The 20,563-nt window shown below is 62.9% G+C and carries 18 protein-coding genes and 1 pseudogene; 10 read left to right on the top strand and 9 right to left on the bottom strand.

The window, feature by feature from the left end:
• Positions 1-237 precede the first annotated feature (237 nt).
• The 6 genes from AC2CQI_RS13100 to AC2CQI_RS13125 all read left to right on the top strand — a co-directional run bounded on the left by AC2CQI_RS13100 (position 238) and on the right by AC2CQI_RS13125 (position 5,504).
• Positions 238-1,302, top strand: a complete 1,065-nt coding sequence (locus tag AC2CQI_RS13100) for an ABC transporter substrate-binding protein (protein WP_484580391.1) — start codon at positions 238-240, stop codon at positions 1,300-1,302.
• Positions 1,303-1,407: 105 nt separating this feature from the next.
• On the top strand, positions 1,408-2,214 hold the full coding sequence (locus tag AC2CQI_RS13105) for an alkaline phosphatase family protein (RefSeq protein WP_484580392.1): 807 nt from the start codon (positions 1,408-1,410) through the stop codon (positions 2,212-2,214).
• Positions 2,211-3,053, top strand: a complete 843-nt coding sequence (locus AC2CQI_RS13110; protein ID WP_484580393.1) for an ABC transporter permease — start codon at positions 2,211-2,213, stop codon at positions 3,051-3,053. Before AC2CQI_RS13105 ends, AC2CQI_RS13110 begins: the two co-directional genes overlap by 4 nt.
• Positions 3,040-3,837 (top strand): ABC transporter permease, encoded by a 798-nt coding sequence (locus tag AC2CQI_RS13115; protein WP_075803752.1) that lies wholly within the window; start codon positions 3,040-3,042, stop codon positions 3,835-3,837. The genes AC2CQI_RS13110 and AC2CQI_RS13115 overlap by 14 nt, the downstream gene beginning before the upstream one ends.
• Before the next feature lies 1 nt (position 3,838).
• The gene (locus AC2CQI_RS13120; RefSeq protein ID WP_484580394.1) at positions 3,839-4,828 is read left to right on the top strand and encodes an ABC transporter ATP-binding protein; all 990 of its coding nucleotides are present in this window, start codon (positions 3,839-3,841) and stop codon (positions 4,826-4,828) included.
• Positions 4,829-4,850: 22 nt separating this feature from the next.
• The gene (locus tag AC2CQI_RS13125; protein WP_484580395.1) at positions 4,851-5,504 is read left to right on the top strand and encodes an HAD family hydrolase; all 654 of its coding nucleotides are present in this window, start codon (positions 4,851-4,853) and stop codon (positions 5,502-5,504) included.
• A 96-nt stretch (positions 5,505-5,600) separates the two neighbouring features.
• Here the strand turns inward: AC2CQI_RS13125 and AC2CQI_RS13130 are convergent.
• Positions 5,601-6,952, bottom strand: a protein-coding gene (locus AC2CQI_RS13130) for an IS3 family transposase (RefSeq protein WP_484577124.1) whose coding sequence is annotated in 2 segments (ribosomal slippage) — positions 5,601-6,472 and positions 6,472-6,952 — 1,353 coding nt in all. Because the reading frame shifts where the segments join, the coding sequence is not laid out codon by codon here.
• A gap of 90 nt (positions 6,953-7,042) precedes the next feature.
• On the bottom strand, positions 7,043-8,005 hold the full coding sequence (locus AC2CQI_RS13135) for an NAD(P)H-quinone oxidoreductase (protein WP_484580396.1): 963 nt from the start codon (positions 8,003-8,005) through the stop codon (positions 7,043-7,045).
• A 138-nt stretch (positions 8,006-8,143) separates the two neighbouring features.
• On the opposite strand from AC2CQI_RS13135, the gene AC2CQI_RS13140 reads away from it, so the two are divergent.
• On the top strand, positions 8,144-10,246 hold the full coding sequence (locus AC2CQI_RS13140; RefSeq protein WP_372239121.1) for a carboxy terminal-processing peptidase: 2,103 nt from the start codon (positions 8,144-8,146) through the stop codon (positions 10,244-10,246).
• Between the two features lie 144 nt (positions 10,247-10,390).
• Positions 10,391-12,148, top strand: a complete 1,758-nt coding sequence (locus tag AC2CQI_RS13145; protein WP_075803747.1) for a bifunctional diguanylate cyclase/phosphodiesterase — start codon at positions 10,391-10,393, stop codon at positions 12,146-12,148.
• Positions 12,149-12,233: 85 nt separating this feature from the next.
• Here the strand turns inward: AC2CQI_RS13145 and AC2CQI_RS13150 are convergent, their stop codons facing one another.
• The 7 genes from AC2CQI_RS13150 to nirB all read right to left on the bottom strand — a co-directional run bounded on the left by AC2CQI_RS13150 (position 12,234) and on the right by nirB (position 18,639).
• Positions 12,234-12,602, bottom strand: a complete 369-nt coding sequence (locus AC2CQI_RS13150) for a hypothetical protein (RefSeq protein ID WP_075803746.1) — start codon at positions 12,600-12,602, stop codon at positions 12,234-12,236.
• Complete coding sequence (locus AC2CQI_RS13155; RefSeq protein ID WP_484580397.1) at positions 12,599-12,943, bottom strand: helix-turn-helix domain-containing protein; 345 nt, start codon at positions 12,941-12,943, stop codon at positions 12,599-12,601. The genes AC2CQI_RS13150 and AC2CQI_RS13155 overlap by 4 nt, the downstream gene beginning before the upstream one ends.
• Positions 12,944-13,043: 100 nt before the next feature.
• Positions 13,044-13,484, bottom strand: coding sequence for a YkvA family protein (locus AC2CQI_RS13160; protein ID WP_075803744.1), 441 nt, complete (start codon positions 13,482-13,484; stop codon positions 13,044-13,046).
• A gap of 275 nt (positions 13,485-13,759) precedes the next feature.
• Positions 13,760-14,518, bottom strand: coding sequence for a BamJ family beta-barrel-assembly machinery protein (gene bamJ, locus AC2CQI_RS13165; protein WP_075803743.1), 759 nt, complete (start codon positions 14,516-14,518; stop codon positions 13,760-13,762).
• Positions 14,519-14,695: 177 nt separating this feature from the next.
• The gene (pcaQ, locus tag AC2CQI_RS13170; RefSeq protein WP_075803742.1) at positions 14,696-15,628 is read right to left on the bottom strand and encodes a pca operon transcription factor PcaQ; all 933 of its coding nucleotides are present in this window, start codon (positions 15,626-15,628) and stop codon (positions 14,696-14,698) included.
• Positions 15,629-15,721: 93 nt separating this feature from the next.
• On the bottom strand, positions 15,722-16,081 hold the full coding sequence (gene nirD, locus AC2CQI_RS13175) for a nitrite reductase small subunit NirD (RefSeq protein ID WP_484580398.1): 360 nt from the start codon (positions 16,079-16,081) through the stop codon (positions 15,722-15,724).
• Positions 16,081-18,639 carry a nitrite reductase large subunit NirB gene (gene nirB / locus AC2CQI_RS13180; protein WP_484580399.1) on the bottom strand — a complete coding sequence of 853 codons (2,559 nt, stop codon included), beginning with the start codon at positions 18,637-18,639 and terminating at the stop codon, positions 16,081-16,083. The genes nirD and nirB overlap by 1 nt, the downstream gene beginning before the upstream one ends.
• A gap of 420 nt (positions 18,640-19,059) precedes the next feature.
• On the opposite strand from nirB, the gene AC2CQI_RS13185 reads away from it, so the two are divergent.
• The gene (locus AC2CQI_RS13185) at positions 19,060-19,479 is read left to right on the top strand and encodes a DUF6088 family protein (protein WP_075803739.1); all 420 of its coding nucleotides are present in this window, start codon (positions 19,060-19,062) and stop codon (positions 19,477-19,479) included.
• A pseudogene (locus AC2CQI_RS13190) lies at positions 19,448-20,500 on the top strand (nucleotidyl transferase AbiEii/AbiGii toxin family protein). Before AC2CQI_RS13185 ends, AC2CQI_RS13190 begins: the two are co-directional and overlap by 32 nt.
• Positions 20,501-20,563: the final 63 nt, after the last annotated feature.

A 20,563-nucleotide genomic window follows, 5' to 3' on the forward strand; every position in this document is an offset into this window, starting at 1 on the left:
ATGACATGGCCGCCCAACGGTTGTCCGCCGTCGCCCTGGAAGCCCCGCCAAACGTGCCTTCAAGGCTGGTCTACGCTGTAAAGCCAAGGTCAGTTGGCGAGCCCCGGCGCCCGTGTGCGACATGAAACTGTCACGCAAGGCGCCTACCTTGGCTCAGGTATTGCTGACCTAGACCAACCGAAACGCAACACGCCCCAACCTCTCATGTTGTGCAAGGCACCCATTAAGGAGCTTCGGATGAAACAGCTTTTCCTGGCCTCTCTGTTAGGCGCGAGCATTGCCCTGTCGCATACCGCCGTGGCCGCAGATACCGACCTCAAGGCACTCGAAGACGCCGCCCGCAAGGAAGGCACCGTCAACAGCGTGGGCATGCCGGATGCCTGGGCGAACTGGAAAGGAACCTGGGAAGACCTGGCGAAGAAATACGGTCTCAAGCACATGGACACCGACATGAGTTCGGCCCAGGAAGTGGCCAAGTTCGACGCCGAGAAGGACAACGCCAGCGCCGATATCGGTGACGTCGGCGCCGCCTTCGGCCCCATCGCCGTGGCCAAGGGCGTGACCCAGCCGTACAAGCCGAGCACTTGGGACCAGGTCCCGGCCTGGGCCAAGGACCAGGACGGTCACTGGGCACTGGCCTATACCGGCACCATCGCCTTCATCATCAACAAGCAACTGGTGAAGGAAGCGGACATGCCGAAAACCTGGCATGACCTGGAAAAGGGCAAGTACAAGGTCGCCATCGGTGACGTCGGCACCGCCGCCCAGGCCGCCAACGGCGTGCTGGCTGCGGCCATCGCCTACAAGGGCGACGAGAAGAACATCGAGCCGGGCCTGCAGCTGTTCACCAAGCTGGCCCAGCAGAAGCGCCTGTCGCTGGCCAACCCGACCATCCAGACCCTGGAGAAGGGCGAAGTGGAAGTCGGCGTGGTCTGGGACTTCAACGGCCTGAGCTACCGCGAGCAGATCGATCCCAAGCGCTTTGAAGTGCTGATCCCGTCCGATGGCTCGGTGATCTCCGGCTACACCACCATCATCAACAAATACGCCAAGCACCCGAACGCGGCCAAGCTGACCCGTGAGTACATCTTCAGCGATGCCGGACAGACCAACCTGGCGATCGGTCACGCCCGTCCGATCCGTGCCGAGCACCTGAAGCTGCCGGCTGAAGTCCAGGCCAAGCTGCTGCCGAACGAGCAGTACCGTGCGGCCCAGCCGATCAAGGATGCGGCGGCGTGGGAGGCGACCTCCAAGGCACTGCCGCAGAAGTGGCAGGAGCAGGTCATCATCGAGATGGAGTGAGGCCCAATCGCTGGCAAGCCAGCTCCCACAGGTTCGGCGGTGCACGCGATCCCTGTGGGAGCTGGCTTGCCAGCGATGCTGCACACACGGTCCCCGGAGCCTCACATGAACCACAAAGTCATCCTGGTCCTGCTCGACGGCCTCAACCACCAGGTCGCGCACCATGCCATGGGCCACCTGCACGCCTACGTCGAAGCCGACCGCGCCGCCCTCTACCGCCTGGAATGCGAACTGCCGGCGCTGTCGCGCCCGCTGTACGAATGCATCCTCACCGGCGTTGCACCAATCGACAGCGGCATCGTGCACAACCAGGTCTCGCGCCTGTCGACCCAGCGCAGCATCTTCCACTACGCCCGCGAAGCCGGCGTGCCCACCGCCGCCGCGGCCTATCACTGGGTCAGCGAGCTGTACAACCGCACGCCCTTCGACCCGGTCCGCGACCGCCATACCCACGCGCCGAAACTGCCGATCCAGCACGGCCTGTTCTACTACGCCGACCACTACCCGGACTCGCACCTGTTCGCCGATGCCGAGTACCTGCGGCGCAAGCATGACCCCGGTTTCCTCCTGATCCACCCGATGAACATCGACGACGCTGGCCACCGCCACGGCCTGGACAGCAGCCAGTACCGCAACAGCGCACGCTCGGCCGACATCCTCCTGGCCGACTACCTGGCCACCTGGCTCGCCGAGGGCTACCAGGTGCTGGTCACCGCCGACCATGGCATGAACAACGACCGCTCGCACAACGGCCTGCTCCCGGAAGAACGGGAAGTGCCGCTGTTCGTCTTCGGCGACGGCTTCAGCCTCGACCCCAATGCCAAGCCCCTGCAAACCGAGCTGTGCGGCAGCATCTGCCAACTGCTGGGCGTGGCCCACGACAAACCGTTCTGCCGGGAGCTGCTCTCGTGAATCCGTTTTCCCGCGGCAAGTGGCTGGCGCTGCTGTGCCTGCTGCCCTTCGCAGTGTTCTTCATCATCTTCCAGATCGCCCCGCTGGCCTGGGTGGCGATCCACAGCCTGCAAGCCGAAAGCGGCTGGGGCCTGGACAATTTCAGCAAGATCTTCGCCTCGAAGTTCTACCGCCAGGCGATCCAGCACAGCCTGGAGATCAGCTTCTGGTCGAGCCTGTTCGGCATCCTCATCGCGGTGCTCGGCAGCTATTCGCTGCAACGGGTCGACTCGCGCCTGCGCGACTTCGTCAACGCCTTCGCCAACATGACCAGCAACTTCTCCGGGGTGCCGCTGGCCTTCGCCTTCATCATCCTCCTGGGCTTCAACGGCGCCCTGACCCTGGCCCTGAAGCAGGCCGGGCTGATCGAGGACTTCAACCTGTACTCCAAGACCGGGTTGATCATCCTCTACACCTACTTCCAGATTCCCCTCGGCGTGCTGCTGCTCTACCCGGCCTTCGACGCCCTGCGCGAAGACTGGCGCGAGTCGGCCGCGCTGCTCGGCGCCGGCCCCTGGCAGTACTGGCGGCATATCGGCCTGCCGGTGCTGACCCCGGCACTGCTGGGCACCTTCGTCATCCTCCTGGCCAACGCCCTCGGCGCCTACGCCACGGTGTATGCCCTGACCACCGGCAACTTCAACGTCCTGCCGATCCGCATCGCCGCCCTGGTGGCCGGTGATATTTCCCTCGATCCGAACCTGGCCAGCGCCCTGGCGATCATCCTGGTCGGACTGATGACCCTGGTGACCCTGGTCCACCAATGGCTGCTGAAGAGGAGCTACCATGTCGCGCGCTGAACCCGGGCGCAGTGCCGCCTACCACCGCGTGGTGGTCTGGGTGCTGTTCCTTATCCTGCTGCTGCCTTTGGCCGGCACCCTGCTCTACTCCATTTCCACCAGCTGGTCGGCGAGCCTGCTGCCCAGCGGGCTGACCTTCAAATGGTACGTGGCGCTGTGGAGCGACCCGCGCTTCCTCGCCGCCTTCGCCCAGTCGCTGCTGGTCTGCGTCGGCGCCCTGGCGCTGTCGGTGCTGCTGATCCTGCCACTGCTGTTCGTGGTGCATTACCACTTCCCCAAGCTCGACGGGCTGATGAACATCCTGATTCTGCTGCCCTTCGCGGTGCCGCCGGTGGTGTCCTCGGTGGGGCTGCTGCAGCTCTACGGTTCGGGGCCGATGGCCATGGTCGGCACGCCGTGGATCCTGATCGGCTGCTACTTCACCGTGGCCCTGCCGTTCATGTACCGGGCGATCACCAACAACCTCCAGGCCATCAACCTGCGCGACCTGATGGACGCCGCCCAACTGCTCGGCGCCAGCACCTGGCAGGCGGCGTTCCTGGTGGTGCTGCCGAACCTGCGCAAGGGCCTGATGGTCGCCCTGCTGCTGTCGTTCTCCTTCCTCTTCGGCGAGTTCGTCTTCGCCAACCTGCTGGTGGGCACCCGTTACGAAACCCTGCAGGTGTACCTGAACAACATGCGCAACAGCAGCGGCCACTTCAACAGTGCCCTGGTGATTTCCTACTTCCTCTTCGTACTGGTGCTGACCTGGGCAGCCAACCGCCTGAACAAGGACAAGACCTGAAATGAGCTTCGTCAGCATCCAGAACCTGGAAAAGACCTACGCCGGCAGCCCGGTGTTCAAGGACATCAACTTCACTATCGCCCGCGGCGAGTTCATCACCCTGCTCGGCCCCTCCGGCTGCGGCAAGTCGACGCTGTTGCGCTGCATCGCCGGCCTGACCCCGGTGGACAGCGGCCAGATCCTCCTCGACGGCACCGACCTGGTGCCCATGAGCCCGCAGAAGCGCGGGATCGGCATGGTGTTCCAGAGCTACGCGCTGTTCCCCAACATGACCGTGGCGCAGAACGTCGCCTTCGGCCTGCGCATGCAGAAGGTCGGCGGCCAGGACAGCCAGGTGCGGGTCGACGAGGCCCTGCGCATGGTGGAACTGCAGGACTTCGCCGCGCGCTACCCGCACCAGCTCTCCGGCGGCCAGTGCCAGCGCGTGGCCCTGGCCCGCTCGCTGGTGACCCGCCCGCGCCTGCTGCTGCTCGACGAGCCTCTGTCGGCGCTTGATGCACGGATCCGCAAGCACCTGCGCGAACAGATCCGCGGCATCCAGCGCGAGCTGGGGCTGACCACGGTGTTCGTCACTCATGACCAGGAAGAAGCGCTGACCCTGTCCGACCGCATCTTCCTGATGAACCAGGGCAAGATCGTCCAGAGCGGTGATGCCGAGACCCTCTACACCGCGCCGGTGGACGCCTTCGCCGCCGGTTTCATCGGCAACTACAACCTGCTCGACGCCGACAGCGCCAGCCGCCTGCTGGAGCGTCCGGTCAGCTGTCGCCTGGCGATCCGCCCGGAAGCCATCGCGCTGAGCCTGGACGGCGTGCTCGACGGCCAGGTGCGCAGCCACAGCCTGCTGGGCAATATCATCCGCTACCGGGTCGAGGCCCGGGGCGTCGAGTTGCTGGTGGATGTGCTCAACCGCTCGTCCGCCGATCTCTATCCGGACGGACAACGGGTATCCTTGTCGATCGATCCAACTGCCCTGCGCGAAGTCGCGTAGGGATGCACGGGAGTTTTGCGTTATGGCTTTAGCGATCTTCGACCTCGACGAAACCCTGATCCACGGCGACTGTGCCTCGCTGTGGAGCGAGCAGATGGCCCGCCTCGGCTGGGTCGACGGCCCGTCCTTCCTGCGCCGCGACCATGAGCTGATGGAGGCCTACGGCAAGGGTCACCTGGCGATGGAAGACTACATGGCCTTCAGCCTGGAGCCGATGGCCGGGCGCACGCCGGAAGAGGTGGAGCATCTGGTGGAACCGTGGGTCGAGGACTTCATCGAGCCGATCATCTTCAGCGATGCCTGCCGGGCAATCGCCGAGCACCGCCGCCTGGGCGACCGGATCCTGGTGATCTCGGCGTCGGGCAATCACCTGGTCGGGCCGATCGCGGCGCGCCTGGGGATCGACGAGTTCCTGGCGATCGATCTCGAGGTGGTCAACGGGGTGTACAGCGGGCGCACTCAGGGTGTGCTGACCTACCGCGAAGGCAAGATCACCCGGTTGCTGGAATGGCTGGATCAGGAGGAAGAAAACCTGGAAGGGGCGAGTTTCTATTCGGACTCGCGCAATGACCTGCCGCTGCTGCTGAAGGTGGACCACCCGCATGTGGTGAATCCGGATCCGGTGCTGCGTGAGCATGCGGAGAAGAATGGCTGGCCGGTTCTGGCCTGGAGCTGATTGGTCGCCCTTGAGGGCCCTATCGCTGGCAAGCCAGCTCCCACAGGTCCGGCGGTGCATGCGGTCACTGGACTGCCCCCGAAAAGTTGGACAGCTTTAGCCAGCGGCCTGAGCCCTGTAATCGACGGGGCTTAGGCCATTTAGCCTCAGCTTGATGCGGTCATGGTTGTAGTAGCGGATGTACTCATCTAGGCCGGTGATCAGCTCTTCGACGCTCTCAAACCGTTTCAAGTAGAAAAACTCCGACTTGAGCGTGCCGAAGAAGCTTTCCATAGCGGCGTTATCCAGGCAATTCCCTTTGCGCGACATGCTCTGCTTTACGCCGCGCTGCTCAAGCTTTTCTCGGTATTGGCGCTGCTGATAATGCCACCCCTGATCAGAGTGAATGACCAGCTTCGGCTCCTTTCCCAAGCTACTCAGGGCTTTTTCCAGCATGTTCCCCACCAGCTCATAGCTGGGCCGGCGAGCGATCTCGTAGGCCACGATCTCACTGTTGTACAGGTCCATCACTGGTGAGAGGTAGAGCTTTTGCTGAGCCACTTTAAACTCGGTTACGTCAGTTACCCACTTCTGATTGGGCCGCTGGGCGATGAAGTTCCGCTCCAGCAGATTCTCGGCAATCCTGCCTACCTCTCCTCGATAGGACCGATATTTTTTAGGCCGCACTACCGCCTGCAAACCTTGGTCTGCCATCAGTCGCTCCACAACCTTCTTGTTCACCAGGACGCCTTGATTCTTGATCGCCAGCGTCACGCGCCGATACCCATAGAGCCCTTTTTCCTTGTGATAGACCTGACTCACTAGTTCTTTCAGATGGGCGTGTTTATCCGGCCTTTGAAGGCTTTTGAGCTGGTAATAGAAGGTGCTGTTCGACAACTCAACCAAGTCCAGCAACGCTGACAGCGGGAACCGGGTTCGGAGTCTGGAAACGATCAGCGTTTTTTCTCTTGCCTTCGCTCCTTCTCCTCTCTCAAAGCCTTCAGCTCCTTTAGGACAGCGTTCTCCATGCGCAGATACTCGAGTTCCGCCATGAGCTGATCTCGTGGCTTCAGCGCGTCGTCGGTATCAGTGGGTTTGAGTGGCTTAATCTTCTTGGACACGTCGGTAGGCTTTTTTCGTTGAGAGGCAGAGGAGGCAAGGTTGCCACTGTAGTACTGGTCCTCCCAAATGCCTATCCGAGAGGACTGGCCCAAGCCAAAATGCGCTGCCGTTTGACGCAGGGAAAGCCGGTGCTCGCGCATGTGCTGCACAACTCTGCGCTTGAAGTCGATGTGGTAGCGCTGACTATGAGGTATGGAACTGATAGTGGAGCGAGCTTTGTAGCTGGCCACCCAGCGCCTCAGCAGGCTGAAATCGATGTTGAAATGCTGGGCTACCTTTCGAAAACCATCACTGCCCTCTAGATAGGCAGTGATGGCTGCCAGCTTGAACTGTTCGGTGTACTTCATAACTCCCCCAAGGGTTGGATTAGTCTCCAATTTCTTGGGGGCAGTCCATCACTGTGGGAGCTGGCTTGCCAGCGATGAGGCCCTCAGAATTCACACAAGGCTTGGATCAACCACCAGCACCAGCTTCCCGGACACCTGGTTCCCCGCCAGTTCCTCGAACGCCGCCTGGGCATCCGCCACCGGATAACTGCCCACCAGTTGCGGCTTCAAGCGCCCTTCGGCAAACAGCGGCCACACCTGCTGGTGCAGGTCGCTGAGCAGGTCGGCCTTGAACTGGTCATCCCGGTTACGCAGGGTCGAGCCGGTCACCTGGATACGCTTGCCCAGCAGCAACGCCATGTCCAGCTCGGCCTTGCGCCCGCCCATCAAACCGATGACCACCCAGCGCCCGTCACGCCCCAGCACCTTCAGGTTCAGCTCGGTGTAGCTGGCCCCGACCGGATCGAGCACCACATCGAACGGCGCGAAATCGTTCAGCGCCTGCAGGTCATCCCCACGAATCACCCCGCCACTGGCCCCCAGGCTTTCGCAATAGGCCAGCCGCTCGGCCGAACCGACACTGACCCAGCACGGGCTGCCAAATGCCTTGCACAGCTGGATCGCCGCCGAGCCCACGCCACTGGCGCCCGCATGCAACAGGACCTTCTCACCCGGACGCAAGCCACCCAGCTGGAACAGGTTGAGCCAGGCCGTGGCATACACCTCCGGCACTGCCGCCGCCTCATGCAGGCTCAGGCCTTCCGGCACCGGCAGGACATGCCGGGCATCTACCACCACTTCCTCGGCCATGCCGCCACCGGCGAGCAGCGCGCAGACCCGGTCGCCCACCTGCCAGGACGAGCCAGCACCCACCTCGGTGATCACCCCGGAGCACTCAAGGCCGAGGTATTCGCTGGCCCCCGGTGGCGGCGGATAGAGCCCGGCACGCTGCAACAGGTCGGCACGGTTGAGGCCAGCGGCGGCAACCCGAATGCGCACTTGACCTACATCGCATGTTGGACTTGTCGCCTCAACCCACTCCACATGTCCTTCAACGCCTTGCAATGCCTTCACAGTGCCTCCATAGTTGATGTCAGACGGGGCCTGGAGCTGCTAGCTCCAGGCTTTTTGCATTCTGCGCCCGGCTCTTTGGAGCCGGCGAATCAAAGACGGCCCACTATGCGTTATCAATTGCCCCTGCGTCGAATCGGCATGAAGCACTTCTTCTCCAGCACCGCCCTCGCCCTGCTGATCGGCCTTGGCAACCTGCCCCTGGCAGACTCTGCACTGGCGGCGGCCAGCACCCCGGCGAACAACAGCTGGGACTCGCTTCACCCCGACCGCGAGCAGGCGATGGCCAGCGTCAATATCGTCGAGCTGCTCAAGCGCCGTCACTACAGCAAGCCACCGCTGGACGACGCGCGCTCGGTGATTATCTACGACAGCTACCTCAAGCTGCTGGACCCGGCGCGCAGCTATTTCCTGGCCAGCGATATCGCCGAGTTCGACAAGTGGAAGACCCAGTTCGACGACTTCCTCAAGAGCGGCAACCTGGAGCCGGGCTTCGATATCTACAAGCGCTACCTGGACCGGGTGAAGTCGCGCCTTGACTTCACCCTGGCCGAGCTGGACAAGGGCGTCGACAAGATCGACTTCACCACCCACGAGACCCTGCTGGTCGACCGCAAGGACGCGCCCTGGATCAAGACCGGGGCCGAGCTCGACGACCTCTGGCGCAAACGCCTGAAGGACGAGGTCCTGCGCCTGAAACTGGCCGGCAAGGAACCCAAGGCGATCCAGGAGCTGCTGGTCAAGCGCTACAAGAACCAGCTGGCGCGCCTGGGGCAGACCCGCTCGGAAGATATCTTCCAGGCCTACATCAACACCTTCGCCCAGTCCTACGACCCGCACACCAACTACCTGTCGCCGGACAACGCGGAAAACTTCGACATCAACATGAGCCTGTCGCTGGAAGGCATCGGTGCGGTCCTGCAAAGCGACAACGACCAGGTCAAGATCGTCCGCCTGGTGCCGGCCGGCCCGGCCGCCAAGACCAAGCAGGTCGCCCCTGCCGACAAGATCATCGGCGTCGCCCAAGGCGACGGCGAAATGGTCGATGTGATCGGCTGGCGCCTGGATGAAGTGGTCAAGAAGATCCGCGGCCCGAAAGGCTCGGTGGTACGCCTCGAAGTGATTCCGGCGAACAACGCACCGAACGACCAGACCAGCAAGATCGTCACCATCACCCGCGAAGCGGTGAAGCTCGAAGAGCAGGCGGCGAAGAAATCCATCCTGCAACTCAAGCAGGACGGACACAGCTACAAGATCGGTATCATCGAACTGCCGGCCTTCTACCAGGACTTCAAGGCCATGAAGGCCGGTGATGCCGAGTACAAGAGCACCACCCGGGACGTGAAGAAGCTGCTTGGCGAACTGAAGCAGGAGAAAGTCGACGGCGTGGTCATCGACCTGCGCAACAACGGCGGCGGTTCGCTGCAGGAAGCCCAGGAGCTGACCAGCCTGTTCATCGACAGCGGCCCCACCGTGCTGATCCGCAGCGGCGATGGCCGCCTGGCCGTGCTCGAGGACCAGAACCCGACCGGCGCCTACTACCGTGGTCCGCTGGCGGTGCTGGTGAACCGCCTGTCCGCCTCGGCTTCGGAGATCTTCGCCGGTGCCATGCAGGACTACCATCGCGCGCTGATCATCGGTGGCCAGACCTTCGGCAAGGGCACCGTGCAGAACCTCGAACCGCTCAACCACGGCGAGCTGAAGGTCACCATGGCCAAGTTCTACCGGGTTTCCGGGCAGAGCACCCAGCACCAGGGCGTACTGCCGGACATCGATTACCCGTCGATCATCGACACCAAGGAAATCGGTGAAAGCGCGCTGCCCGAGGCCATGCCATGGGACACCATCCGTGCCGCGATCAAGCCGGCCAGCGACCCGTTCAAGCCGTTCCTGGCCCAGCTCAAGGAACGTCATGACGTGCGCAGTGCCAAGGATGCCGAATTCGTCTACATCCGCGACCGCCTGGCCCTGACCCAGAAACTGATGAGCGAAAAAACCGTCAGCCTCAACGAGGAAGAACGCCGCGCCCAGCACGCCGATATCGAGAGCCAGCAACTGGCCCTGGAAAACACCCGGCGCAAGGCCAAGGGCGAAGAACCGCTCAAGGAACTGAAGAAGGAAGACGAGGACGCGATTCCTGCCGAGCCGGACGACAGCAAGCCGGAAGACGACGCCTACCTGAGTGAAACCGGGCGTATCCTGCTCGACTACCTGAGCCTGAATTCGTCGGTGGCCAAGCACTGACAGACGCGCTGAACCGATAATGGCGAAATACTATGACCGCGTAGCATTGCGTCATTAAACAGTCATCAAACTGTCGTGAAATAAGGGACCGGGCGTACCAACGCCCAGTCCCTTTTTTTCAGGCAGTTTTCAGGTAGTCACGATATGACCATGACCGAACAGCTCAGCGCATTGAGTTCCATCCTGACTCAAGGCGGCTTGCACAGCCTGTTCCAGCCTATCGTCTGCCTTTCCGAACGGCGCATTCTTGGTTATGAGGCCCTGAGTCGCGGCCCGTCCAACAGCCCCCTGCATTCGCCGATCAACCTGTTCGCCGTGGCCCGCCATGCCGGGCGCCTGACCGAGCTAGAGATCGCCTGCCGGGAGAGCGCCTGCCGGCGCTTCAGCCAGCAAAAGCTCGAAGGCAAGCTGTTCCTCAACGTCTCTCCGGAGTCCCTGCTCGAGCCGCAGTACCAGTCCGGGCTGACCCTCAAGCTGTTGCAGAATCTCGGCATCCCGGCGAGCCAGGTGGTCATCGAACTCACCGAGCAGACCCCGACCGACGATTTCCAGTTGCTCTACAACGCCCTGCACCACTACCGCGACATGGGCTTCTCGATTGCCCTCGACGACCTCGGCGCCGGCTATTCGAGCCTGCGCCTGTGGTCGGAACTGCGTCCGGACTACGTGAAGATCGACCGCCACTTCATCGACGGCATCCATCTGGATGCGGTGAAGCGCGAATTCGTCGGTTCCATCCTGCAGATCGCCAAGGCGTCGCGGGCCAAGGTGGTCGCCGAAGGGATCGAGCTGCCCGAGGAACTGGCGGTACTGACGGAAATGGGCGTGGATCTGGTCCAGGGCTACCTGGTCTGCCGGCCCCAGGAACATCCGCCCAAGGATGTTGCCCTGCTCCTGCCGAGCCCGATGCTGAGCAGCCTGCCGGTGCTGGCCGATGAAGTCTCGGACCTCGGCGCGCTGCTGATCGAACAGACCGCCGTCACCCGCGATACGGCGACGCCGCTGGTGCTGGAAGCCTTCCGCCGCCAGGCCAACCTCAATTCCCTGGCGGTGCTCGACGAACAGCAACGACCTGTTGGCATCGTGCACCGCTACTCGCTTTCCGATGCCCTGCTCAAGCCCTTCGCCACCGAGCTGTTCGCGCGCAAGCCGATCAGCCGGCTGATGAGCGAGGACTTCCTCGCGGTGGAACTGAACCAGTCGCTGCAAAGTGTCAGCCGCCTGCTCACCAGCCGGGCGCGGCAGCGTATCGAGGAAGACTTCATCATTACCGACCAGGGCCGCTATATCGGCCTGGGGCGAGTGATCGACGTGCTCAAGCTGATCACCGAACAAAAGATCCAGCAGGCCCGCTACGCCAACCCGCTGACCCTGTTGCCGGGCAACGTGCCGATCCAGCAATGCCTGGCGCGCCTGCTGCAGCAGAAGCGCCAGGCGGCGATCTGCTACGTGGATATCGACAGCTTCAAGCCGTTCAACGATATCTACGGCTATGCCCGCGGTGACGAGGTGCTGCTGTGCCTGGCGCAATGCCTGAACGAGCGGGTCGACCCGAGCCGGGACTTCGTCGGGCATATCGGTGGCGACGATTTCATGCTGGTGTTGAGTTCACAGGACTGGCAGCAGCGCCTGGATGTATTGCTGGCGGACTTCGAGAAACAGTGCCGGCGCTTCTATCGCAGCGAGCACCTGGAGGCGGGGTGTTTCATTGCCCATAACCGGCTCGGGCAGCGGCAGGAGTTTCCGCTGTTGTCGCTGTCGATCGGGGTGGTGCAACTGCGCCCGGAAACCTGCGCCGAGCTGGATGCGGACCAACTGGCGGATCTGGCCTCGCAGGCCAAGCACCATGCCAAGGAGGTTCAGGGGGCCAGTGTGTATCTGATCGATACTGCGGCAGCCTGAAGGGCCTCATCGCTGGCAAGCCAGCTCCCACAGGGATCGCATAACCTGTGGGAGCTGGCTTGCCAGCGATGAGGCCCTTGAAGTCTCAAGCTTCTTCGGGATAGGCATACTCGAACACCCGCACCACCTCCGACGCATGCCACGACGCCGCCGCCATGCCATCCGACGGCCCGGAAAACCGCCCAAGGCGCTCCACGCACTCGAAGAATCCGGTCCGCGGCAAACGGCTCGCGCCCTGGCTGATCACCAGCGAGCTGCGCAGCGGCTGCTCGGCACGGGCATCGAGCACCGCCAGGTATTCCAGCGCCGCGGTCAGGGTCTGCATCGCCGGGCTCGGCAACTGCAGGCGCTCCAGCAGCGCACGGTAGGTCAGCAGATGACGCTGCCGGCGCGCGACATCCAGCTCGCCGAGCAACCCTTCCCAGTGTTGCCGGCTGATCCGCACCGCGCTCATGACGGATCGCTCCAGCCGGATAATCCCAGTTCCCAGGCCAGGCTGCGGCGAATCGCCGAGTCCGGCACCCGCTCGCCACTTTCGATCATCGCCAGGTACACCGGGCTGATCCCGACCTTGCGCGCCAGTTGGTCGGCAGCAATGCCCTTGGCCTGACGCAACGCGACCAGCTCGCCAAACGCTGGCAGGCTGGCCGCAGTCAAAGGTGCTTCAGTGCTGGCTGGCTCGTCGGGGGACAGCGCCTCCGGTTGCCCCGCCGCCTTGAGTAACGCCTGATATTGATCCCAGGGAACAACCGCGTACTCGGGTTGACCATCTCGGCTAATAACCTGAATAGCCATCACAACCCCCTTGTCGGACTTCTCGCATGTAATCTGTAGGCATAATCGTTATGCCAATAATATTACCAGCCCTCGGGGGAATTGCAGCACGTCGCGCTTGTCAGCTGTGGTTTCGCTCCAGGCGCAAGGCTTCGGGGGTGTCCGGCAAGCGCTCGACCACTCGCAGTTTTTCCGGCGACTGGCGCTGGCGCCAGGCGCGGAAGGCGTCCAGTTCATCGCTCACGGTTTTCAACACCCAGCCAAGCACGGCGATGTCATCGAGAAAGCCGACGCCCAGCAGCCAGTCGGGAATCGCATCCAGCGGGCTGACGAAGTACAGCAGGCCGGCGACGATGGTGACCAGCGCCTTGGGGCTGACCGCCCGGTACTCACCCCGCCACCAGGCCGCGCAGAGGGCCTGCAGCAGACGCACGTCCTCCTTCAGTTGCCCCAGTCGCGGGCCCTTGCGGGCCACCGCGAACAGCAGCGTCGGCAGGCGCCCACGGCTGAGCAGACGCTCGGCGAGCGGCAGGAAGCGGGCGAAATTCCACGGTGCTTTCATGAGACCTCCATCAGCGGTGGCGGGAAGGTTATCCACATTAATTGTGGATAACCTTGTGAACAGAGCTTCATTTCCGGCCCAGGGCTCCCGGCGGGCAAGGGCCGGGGTCGGATCGGGCGTTTTTTACACACTTGTTTCATTGCGCAATCGTTTTGCGGAAGCTTTTGTGAACCTTGTCACAGCTGGCCTGGCGACGCTACTCCCACCCTCCTGCAAAAACGACAACGCCCCAGGGCGGTGAGGCCATGGGGCGTTGGACAACAGCAGCAGCCGAATTACTTGGCGGGTGCAGCGTCGGCAGCAGGGGCGTCAGGAGCGTCGGCCTCCGGAGCTTCCAGCTTGGACATGTCCTTGATCGCCAGCAGTTCCAGGTCGAAGACCAGGACCGAGTTGGCCGGGATCTGCGGGCTCGGGCTCTGGGCGCCGTAGGCCAGGTCAGCCGGGATGAACAGCTTGACCTTCTCGCCCACGTGCATCAGTTGCAGGCCTTCGACCCAGCCCGGGATCACGCCGCTGACCGGCAGGTCGATCGGCGCACCACGCTCGACGGAGCTGTCGAAGACCTTGCCGTCGATCAGCTTGCCTTCGTAGTGAACGGTGACCACATCGGTCGGCTTCGGCTGGGCGCCGTCGGCCTTCTTCACGACTTCGTACTGCAGGCCGGAAGCGGTGGTGACCACACCAGGCTTCTTGCCGTTTTCCTCGAGGAATTTCTTGCCGGCTGCGGCGGATTCTTCGCCCAGCTTGGTCAGGCGCTCTTCAGCGCGCTTCTGCAGGGCGGCGAAGGCTTCGATCAGCTCGTCGTCCTTCAGGCGCTGTTCCTTCTTGCCGATGGCATCTTCGATGCCCTGGGCAACGGCCTTGGAATCGAGGTCGTCCATGCCTTCCTGGGCCAGGCTCTTGCCCATGTTCAGGCCGATACCGTAGGAGGCTTTCTGTGCCGGGGTTTTCAGCTCGACGCTGGTCTGCGAATCGCAACCCGCCAGGACCAGGCTAACCAGGGCAACCGCAGCCGCCAACCGATGCTGTTTCATGCTATTTCCTTGTTCATGCGCCAAAGGGGCAATCGGGGTAAAGCCGCGAGAATATCAGGCGGCCCCGACCAATGGCTACCGGCAATAAGAGCAAGAAAAGCCCCGGAAGTTCAGGACCATGAACAGTTCTTCATGCAGGCAGCCGGCACCGGGCCAGCAGGGGCGACCCGACAGGCGTCAAGGGTAGTCGCCATCCCGGTATTGCGTTGCAACTTCACGCAACACTTCGCATAGCCATTGCGCCGGAAGGGCCGACGGCAAGGCCGCATTGCTGCAGATCCCCACCGAGCCGCCGGGCTCGCTGACGCCCAGGTCCAGCTCGCGCAGTTCGCCGCGATCGAGGTCGACCCGCACCGCATCCCGGGGCGCGACCCAGACGGCGTTGCTCTCCTGCACATAACGTCGGCTCAAGGCCGGGGACAGGGTTTCCAGGCGCTGCAGCGGCTGCTCGATGGCGCACTGCACGAACAGGCTGTCGGCATGCTTGCGGATGGTCGTGCCGGCCAGCGGCAGCACCAGCGGATAGTCGGCGAGGCGCGCGCGCTCCAGCGGGTCGCTGGCCAGCAGCGGATGGCCAGGACGCACCACCAGCGACATGGATTCGCTGTACAGGTGTTCGAACAGCAGGCCCTGGATCTGCGGGCTGTCGGTCATGCGGCCGATCACCAGGTCCAGTTCGCCGACGTGCAACTGGGCAAGCAAGTGGGCGCTGGGGCCGGTGGCAACGCTGACCACCAAGGCCGCGTGGCGCTGGTGCAGACGGCGGATGACTTCCGGCATCAGCAGGCTTTCCACGGTGGACAGCACCCCGACCTTGACCTGCGGCGGCGCGTGTTCCTCGCCGCGCAGGCTGCTCACCCCTTCGCGCAGGGCCTGCACGCAGGGGCCGGCGTAGCGCATGAAGCGCACCCCGGCGGGCGTCAGCTCGACGCCCTGGCGGCCGCGTTCGAAGAGGCGGGTCTGGAGCAGGTCTTCAAGTTCCTTGAGGGTCTTGGAAATCGCCGGCTGGGTGATGGCCACGGCATCGGCGGCCTTGGCGAAACTGCCCTGGCGGGCTATTTCGAGAAAGCACAGGAGATGGCGGAATTTGATACGGGAGTCGAGGTTCATGGGGTGGGAGTGTATCTGTGTCCTGACATTTTTGTGCCGGGTTTGAGGGCCCTATCGCTGGCAAGCCAGCGATAGGAGCAACCCGATTACCTGTCAGGCCCCAATTTCCACCCGCCCCTCATTCACCCGCACCGGCCACACCCGCAACGCCTGCTCGTCATCCTCCAGACAGCGCCCATCGCGCAAGCAGAAATGCTGCTTGTACAACGGCGAAGCCACCACCAGTTCGCCCTTCAGGCTGCCGATCAAGCCACGCCCGATCACATTGGCCCCGGACACCGGGTCATGGTTATCCAGCGCATGCACCTCGGTCTCCGCCCCCGGCACGTAGAATAGCGCCACCTGCGCCCCCTCATGCCAGACCACCACCCCGGAACGGGCCACCAGGTCGGATTCGGCACAGACCGGCGTCCAGGCCACCGGCGTTTTCAACACAGCATTCGACAGGCTCATCAGAGCACCTCCTCGGTGACAGGGATCAGGTGAAGTTCGGCCGCGGCAATCGGCCGGCGCTGGCCGCGTTCGCGGACGAAGTGCACGCCCGGGTCGGCGCGGTGATCGTTGACGAAGGTACGGAAGCGCTTGAGCTTTTCCGGGTCCTTCAGGGCATTGGCCCACTCGCATTCGTAGCGGTCGACCACATGCTGCATCTGCGCTTCCAGTTCGGCGGCAAGCCCGAGACTGTCGTCGAGGATCACCTGCTTGAGGTAGTCCAGGCCGCCTTCCAGGTTCTCGCGCCACACCGAGGTGCGCTGCAGCTTGTCGGCGGTGCGGATGTAGAACATCAGCACGCGGTCGATCAGGCGCACCAGGGTCGCGTCGTCCAGGTCGGTGGCGAACAGCTCGGCGTGGCGCGGACGCATGCCGCCGTTGCCGCAGACATACAGGTTCCAGCCCTTCTCGGTGGCGATCACACCGATGTCCTTGCTCTGCGCCTCGGCGCACTCACGGGTGCAGCCGGACACCGCGAACTTGAGCTTGTGCGGCGAACGCAGGCCCTTGTAGCGGTCTTCCAGGAGCAAGGCCATCTTCACGCTATCCTGCACGCCGTAGCGGCACCAGGTGCTGCCGACGCAGGACTTCACCGTGCGCGTCGACTTGCCGTAGGCATGCCCGGTCTCGAAGCCGGCGGCGATCAGTTCTTCCCAGATCAGCGGCAGCTCGTGCAACTGCGCGCCGAACAGGTCGATGCGCTGGCCGCCGGTGATCTTGGTGTAGAGGTCGTATTTCTTCGCCACCTCGCCGATCACGATCAACTTGTCCGGGGTGATCTCGCCGCCGGGAATCCGCGGTACCACCGAGTAGGTGCCGTTCTTCTGCATGTTGGCCATGAAGGTGTCGTTGGTGTCCTGCAGCGGCACCAGCGCCGGGTCCATGATCGGCTGGTTCCAGCACGAGGCGAGGATCGAGCCGACCGTGGGCTTGCAGATATCGCAGCCCAGATGGCCCTTGCCATGACGGGTCAGCAGTTCGTCGAAATCACGGATGCCTTCGACCCGCACCAGCGCATACAGTTCCTGGCGGGTGTAGGCGAAGTGTTCGCAGAGGCTCTTGTCCACGGCCACGCCGCGCGCCGTCAGTTCATGCTCGAAGACCTGCTTGAGCAAGGCCGCGCAACCGCCGCAGCCGGTGGCCGCCTTGGTGCAGCCCTTGACCGCCGCGAGGTCGCCGCAGCCGCTGTCGATGGCGGCGCAGATCGCGCCCTTGCTGACGTTGTGGCAGGAGCAGATGGTCGCGCTGTCCGGCAGGGCATCGGCGCCCAGGGCCGGGGCGCCGGAAGATTGCGGGAGGATCAGCGCCGACGGATCGGCGGGCACGGCAATGCCGTTCTGCGCATATTGCAGCAGGGTGTCGTAGTAGCTGTTGTCGCCCACCAGTACCGCGCCGATCACCCGCTTGCCGCTGGCATCCAGCACCAGCCGGCGATAGCTGCTGCCGCCCTCGTCGATAAAGCGGTAGCTGCGCGAACCCGGAGTGGCGCCGTGGGCGTCGCCGATGGAACCGACATCGACGCCGAGCAGCTTGAGCTTGGTCGACATATCGGCGCCGGTGAAGGCACTGGACGGCTGCCCGGCCAGGGTTGCCGCCAGGTTGCGCGCCATGCTGTAACCCGGCGCGACCAGGCCGAACACGCTGCCATTCCACGACGCACATTCGCCGATGGCATAGATGTGCGGATCGCTGCTGCGACACGCGTCATCGATCACCACGCCGCCTCGCTGCGCCACCTCCAGGCCGCAGGCACGGGCCAGGGCATCCTGCGGGCGGATCCCGGCGGAGAACACGATCAGGTCGGTCTCAAGGAACTCGCCGCCGTCGAAGTTCATCCGGTAGCGGTACTCCTCGCCGGCGACGATGGCCTGGGTGGCGCGGGACAGGTGCACGCCAACCCCCAGCGCCTCGATTCGCGCCCGCAACGCCGCGCCGCCCTCGCCGTCCAGTTGCACCGGCATCAGGCGCGGGGCGAACTCCACCACATGGGCTTCCAGGCCGAGGGACTTGAGCGCGTTGGCCGCCTCCAGGCCGAGCAGGCCACCGCCGACCACCACGCCGCGTCGGGCGCTGGCAGCGGCGGCGCGGATGCCGTCGAGATCGTCGAGGGTGCGATAGACCAGGCGCGCCACCCCTTCGGAGCCCTGGATCGGCGGCACGAAGGGATAGGAGCCGGTGGCGAGGATCAGATGGTCATAGGCGTAACGGCCGGCGCTGGTCACCACCTCGCGGCGTTCGCGGTCCACTTCCAGCACCGCCTCGCCCAGGTGCAGGGCCACGCCGTGTTCGGCGTACAGGCCGGCTTCACCGAGGGCTAGGGCTTCGGCATCACTGCCGCCAAAGTACTCGGACAGGTGCACCCGGTCATAGGCGCGCTGCCGTTCCTCACCGAACACCCGCACCTCGAAGCGGGCCAGGGCGCCGCGTTCGATCAGTTGCTCGACGCAGTGATGGCCGACCATGCCGTTGCCGACGATTACCAGCTTTTCTCGTTGTTGGATGGACGCGAAGGCGTTCATGCGCGGTTCCTCACGGTGTGGGGCGTGCCCCAAAAAAACACAAAAAAAGGCGCCTGGAGCCGAAGCTCCAGGCGCCTTTGCCTGGTCTTGATCGTTATGGTCCTGAGGGGTGATCGACGTTGACCACCGAGGACGTTGTGAAAAGGTAAAAGCAGGGACTGTGCCAAGTGCTGGCGGGGCGTGATTTCGGGGGATTTCGGGGTTTAGGGGGTGGTTTTCTGAACCATGGTGGTGCGGGAATCACCGTTTTGGAGCATGTTTCCTGATGGTGTGCCTGCTAAGGCGAAAGATCCAGCATGAATACAATATCTATGCATATATGCGCAGTCTTTGCAGGATAAAACCCCTTTGAATAGTGGATGAAATTGAAATCGAGGAGTAGAGTGACCTTGTTATTTTTAGCTGTAGTGGGGGCACCTTATGAAACTCGAAGACCGGATGGTTCGCTCCATCACGCAGCGTGCGGGCTTGGTGGTCTTGCGCTCGGACTTCGCGAGCATGGCCAGTGACTCTCAAATCGGGCGAGTGCTGGCGCGTTTTGTCGCAGAAGGCAGGCTCGTACGCGTGAGCAAAGGCGCATTTGCCAAAACCCGCATCAATAAATTCACAGGCCTGCCAACACCGGCCGGGACTCTGGAGATGATCGCTGCCGAACTGTTCAGCAAGCTCAATATTTGTGTGGAGCCCAGTTCGCTGGTCGCGGAGTACAACAGCGGCAAGTCGACCCAGATTCCAATGGGCGCGACGATCAACACCGGGCGTCGGCGCATCTCGCGGAAGGTCAAGGTAGGGAACAGCACTTTAGCGTATGAAAAAAATTCCAGACGCGCTTCGATCTGATATCGAAGATGCTGCTACTGCGGGGATGTTGGGTGATCTCCCACCAGCAGTGGCTGAGAAGGACCAGCACATCACTGACGCACTTCGCGCTCTAGCTCAAATCGAGATGGTAGATACCGCACGTCAGCGGGATCGTCGTAAAGGGGACCCTGCCCCAGCCTCTATTGATGTAGCTACGCGCCTGGTTTTCGCAGGTGGCACCTGCCTTTCGAAAGCACACGGCCTGATTGAGCGAATGTCCGAAGACATCGATATCAAGGTTGTGCTGGAAGAAGTACCGGAAGGTTATAGCCTGGGAGACAAGGGAAACCGCGGGCGGTTGAAGGATTTGCAGGAAGAAATCGAGCGCCGCTTGGCCTAGATGGGCTTTCAATGTGTCGTTCATGACAACGAAGAAAACCCGATCATGCGGGATAGCCGACGCTATTACTGCCTGCTGGTTTCATACGGTGCGCATTTCCAGGACACCTCCGGTGCACTCCGCCCCCAGCTCAAGCTTGAGCTGATTCACCGTCCTCCGGTGCTGGCTGGCGAGGCACGTGAAATGGGTTACATGCTTGACGACTTCATCCCTCGCGAAGCACCCGAACGCTTCTCGATGACCTGCATCAGCGTAGCGGAGACGCTAGGCGAGAAGGTGTTATCACTGCTGCGTCGCTGCGCCTGGAACTGGGATGGGCATCAACGCGGGACATTCGATACCGCGCTGGTGCGTCACGTTTACGATGTTTGGCGTATCGCCGAAAGCCAGCCCGATGCCATCGAGCCTGCGTGCCAGGTATTCGCTGCGCTGGTCGCCAAGGATGTGGAAGAGTTTCAACGGCAGCATCCTGAATTTGACCAGGATCCCTATGCAGTACTTCGACGTGCCCTGGCCAATGCTGCCACCCACGAAGGACTCAGGGAGAACTTCGAATATCGTCTGAAGCCATTGCTTTACTCAACGGACAAACCGGATTTCCAGACGTGCTACGCCTCGTTCGCTGCGGTGGCAGAACGACTACTCAACCATCCAGCTTGAGGCCGGCCTCAAGCCTCAAGCGGCGAGAAAAAGCGTTCCGCGCCACCGCTTGCGGCTTGAAGC

Source organism: Pseudomonas sp. P2S-1, assembly GCF_057197725.1.

What these genes read in the sequence shown, in the direction of transcription:
- AC2CQI_RS13145 (WP_075803747.1), top strand. Translation starts at nt 10,391, where the DNA reads ATGACCATGACCGAACAGCTCAGCGCATTGAGTTCCATCCTGACTCAA.
- AC2CQI_RS13155 (WP_484580397.1), bottom strand. Translation starts at nt 12,943, where the DNA reads ATGGCTATTCAGGTTATTAGCCGAGATGGTCAACCCGAGTACGCGGTT.
- nirB (WP_484580399.1), bottom strand. Translation starts at nt 18,639, where the DNA reads ATGAACGCCTTCGCGTCCATCCAACAACGAGAAAAGCTGGTAATCGTC.
- bamJ (WP_075803743.1), bottom strand. Translation starts at nt 14,518, where the DNA reads ATGAAACAGCATCGGTTGGCGGCTGCGGTTGCCCTGGTTAGCCTGGTC.
- AC2CQI_RS13120 (WP_484580394.1), top strand. Translation starts at nt 3,839, where the DNA reads ATGAGCTTCGTCAGCATCCAGAACCTGGAAAAGACCTACGCCGGCAGC.
- AC2CQI_RS13115 (WP_075803752.1), top strand. Translation starts at nt 3,040, where the DNA reads ATGTCGCGCGCTGAACCCGGGCGCAGTGCCGCCTACCACCGCGTGGTG.
- AC2CQI_RS13100 (WP_484580391.1), top strand. Translation starts at nt 238, where the DNA reads ATGAAACAGCTTTTCCTGGCCTCTCTGTTAGGCGCGAGCATTGCCCTG.
- AC2CQI_RS13150 (WP_075803746.1), bottom strand. Translation starts at nt 12,602, where the DNA reads ATGAGCGCGGTGCGGATCAGCCGGCAACACTGGGAAGGGTTGCTCGGC.
- nirD (WP_484580398.1), bottom strand. Translation starts at nt 16,081, where the DNA reads ATGAGCCTGTCGAATGCTGTGTTGAAAACGCCGGTGGCCTGGACGCCG.
- AC2CQI_RS13160 (WP_075803744.1), bottom strand. Translation starts at nt 13,484, where the DNA reads ATGAAAGCACCGTGGAATTTCGCCCGCTTCCTGCCGCTCGCCGAGCGT.
- AC2CQI_RS13125 (WP_484580395.1), top strand. Translation starts at nt 4,851, where the DNA reads ATGGCTTTAGCGATCTTCGACCTCGACGAAACCCTGATCCACGGCGAC.
- AC2CQI_RS13185 (WP_075803739.1), top strand. Translation starts at nt 19,060, where the DNA reads ATGAAACTCGAAGACCGGATGGTTCGCTCCATCACGCAGCGTGCGGGC.
- AC2CQI_RS13105 (WP_484580392.1), top strand. Translation starts at nt 1,408, where the DNA reads ATGAACCACAAAGTCATCCTGGTCCTGCTCGACGGCCTCAACCACCAG.
- AC2CQI_RS13140 (WP_372239121.1), top strand. Translation starts at nt 8,144, where the DNA reads ATGAAGCACTTCTTCTCCAGCACCGCCCTCGCCCTGCTGATCGGCCTT.
- pcaQ (WP_075803742.1), bottom strand. Translation starts at nt 15,628, where the DNA reads ATGAACCTCGACTCCCGTATCAAATTCCGCCATCTCCTGTGCTTTCTC.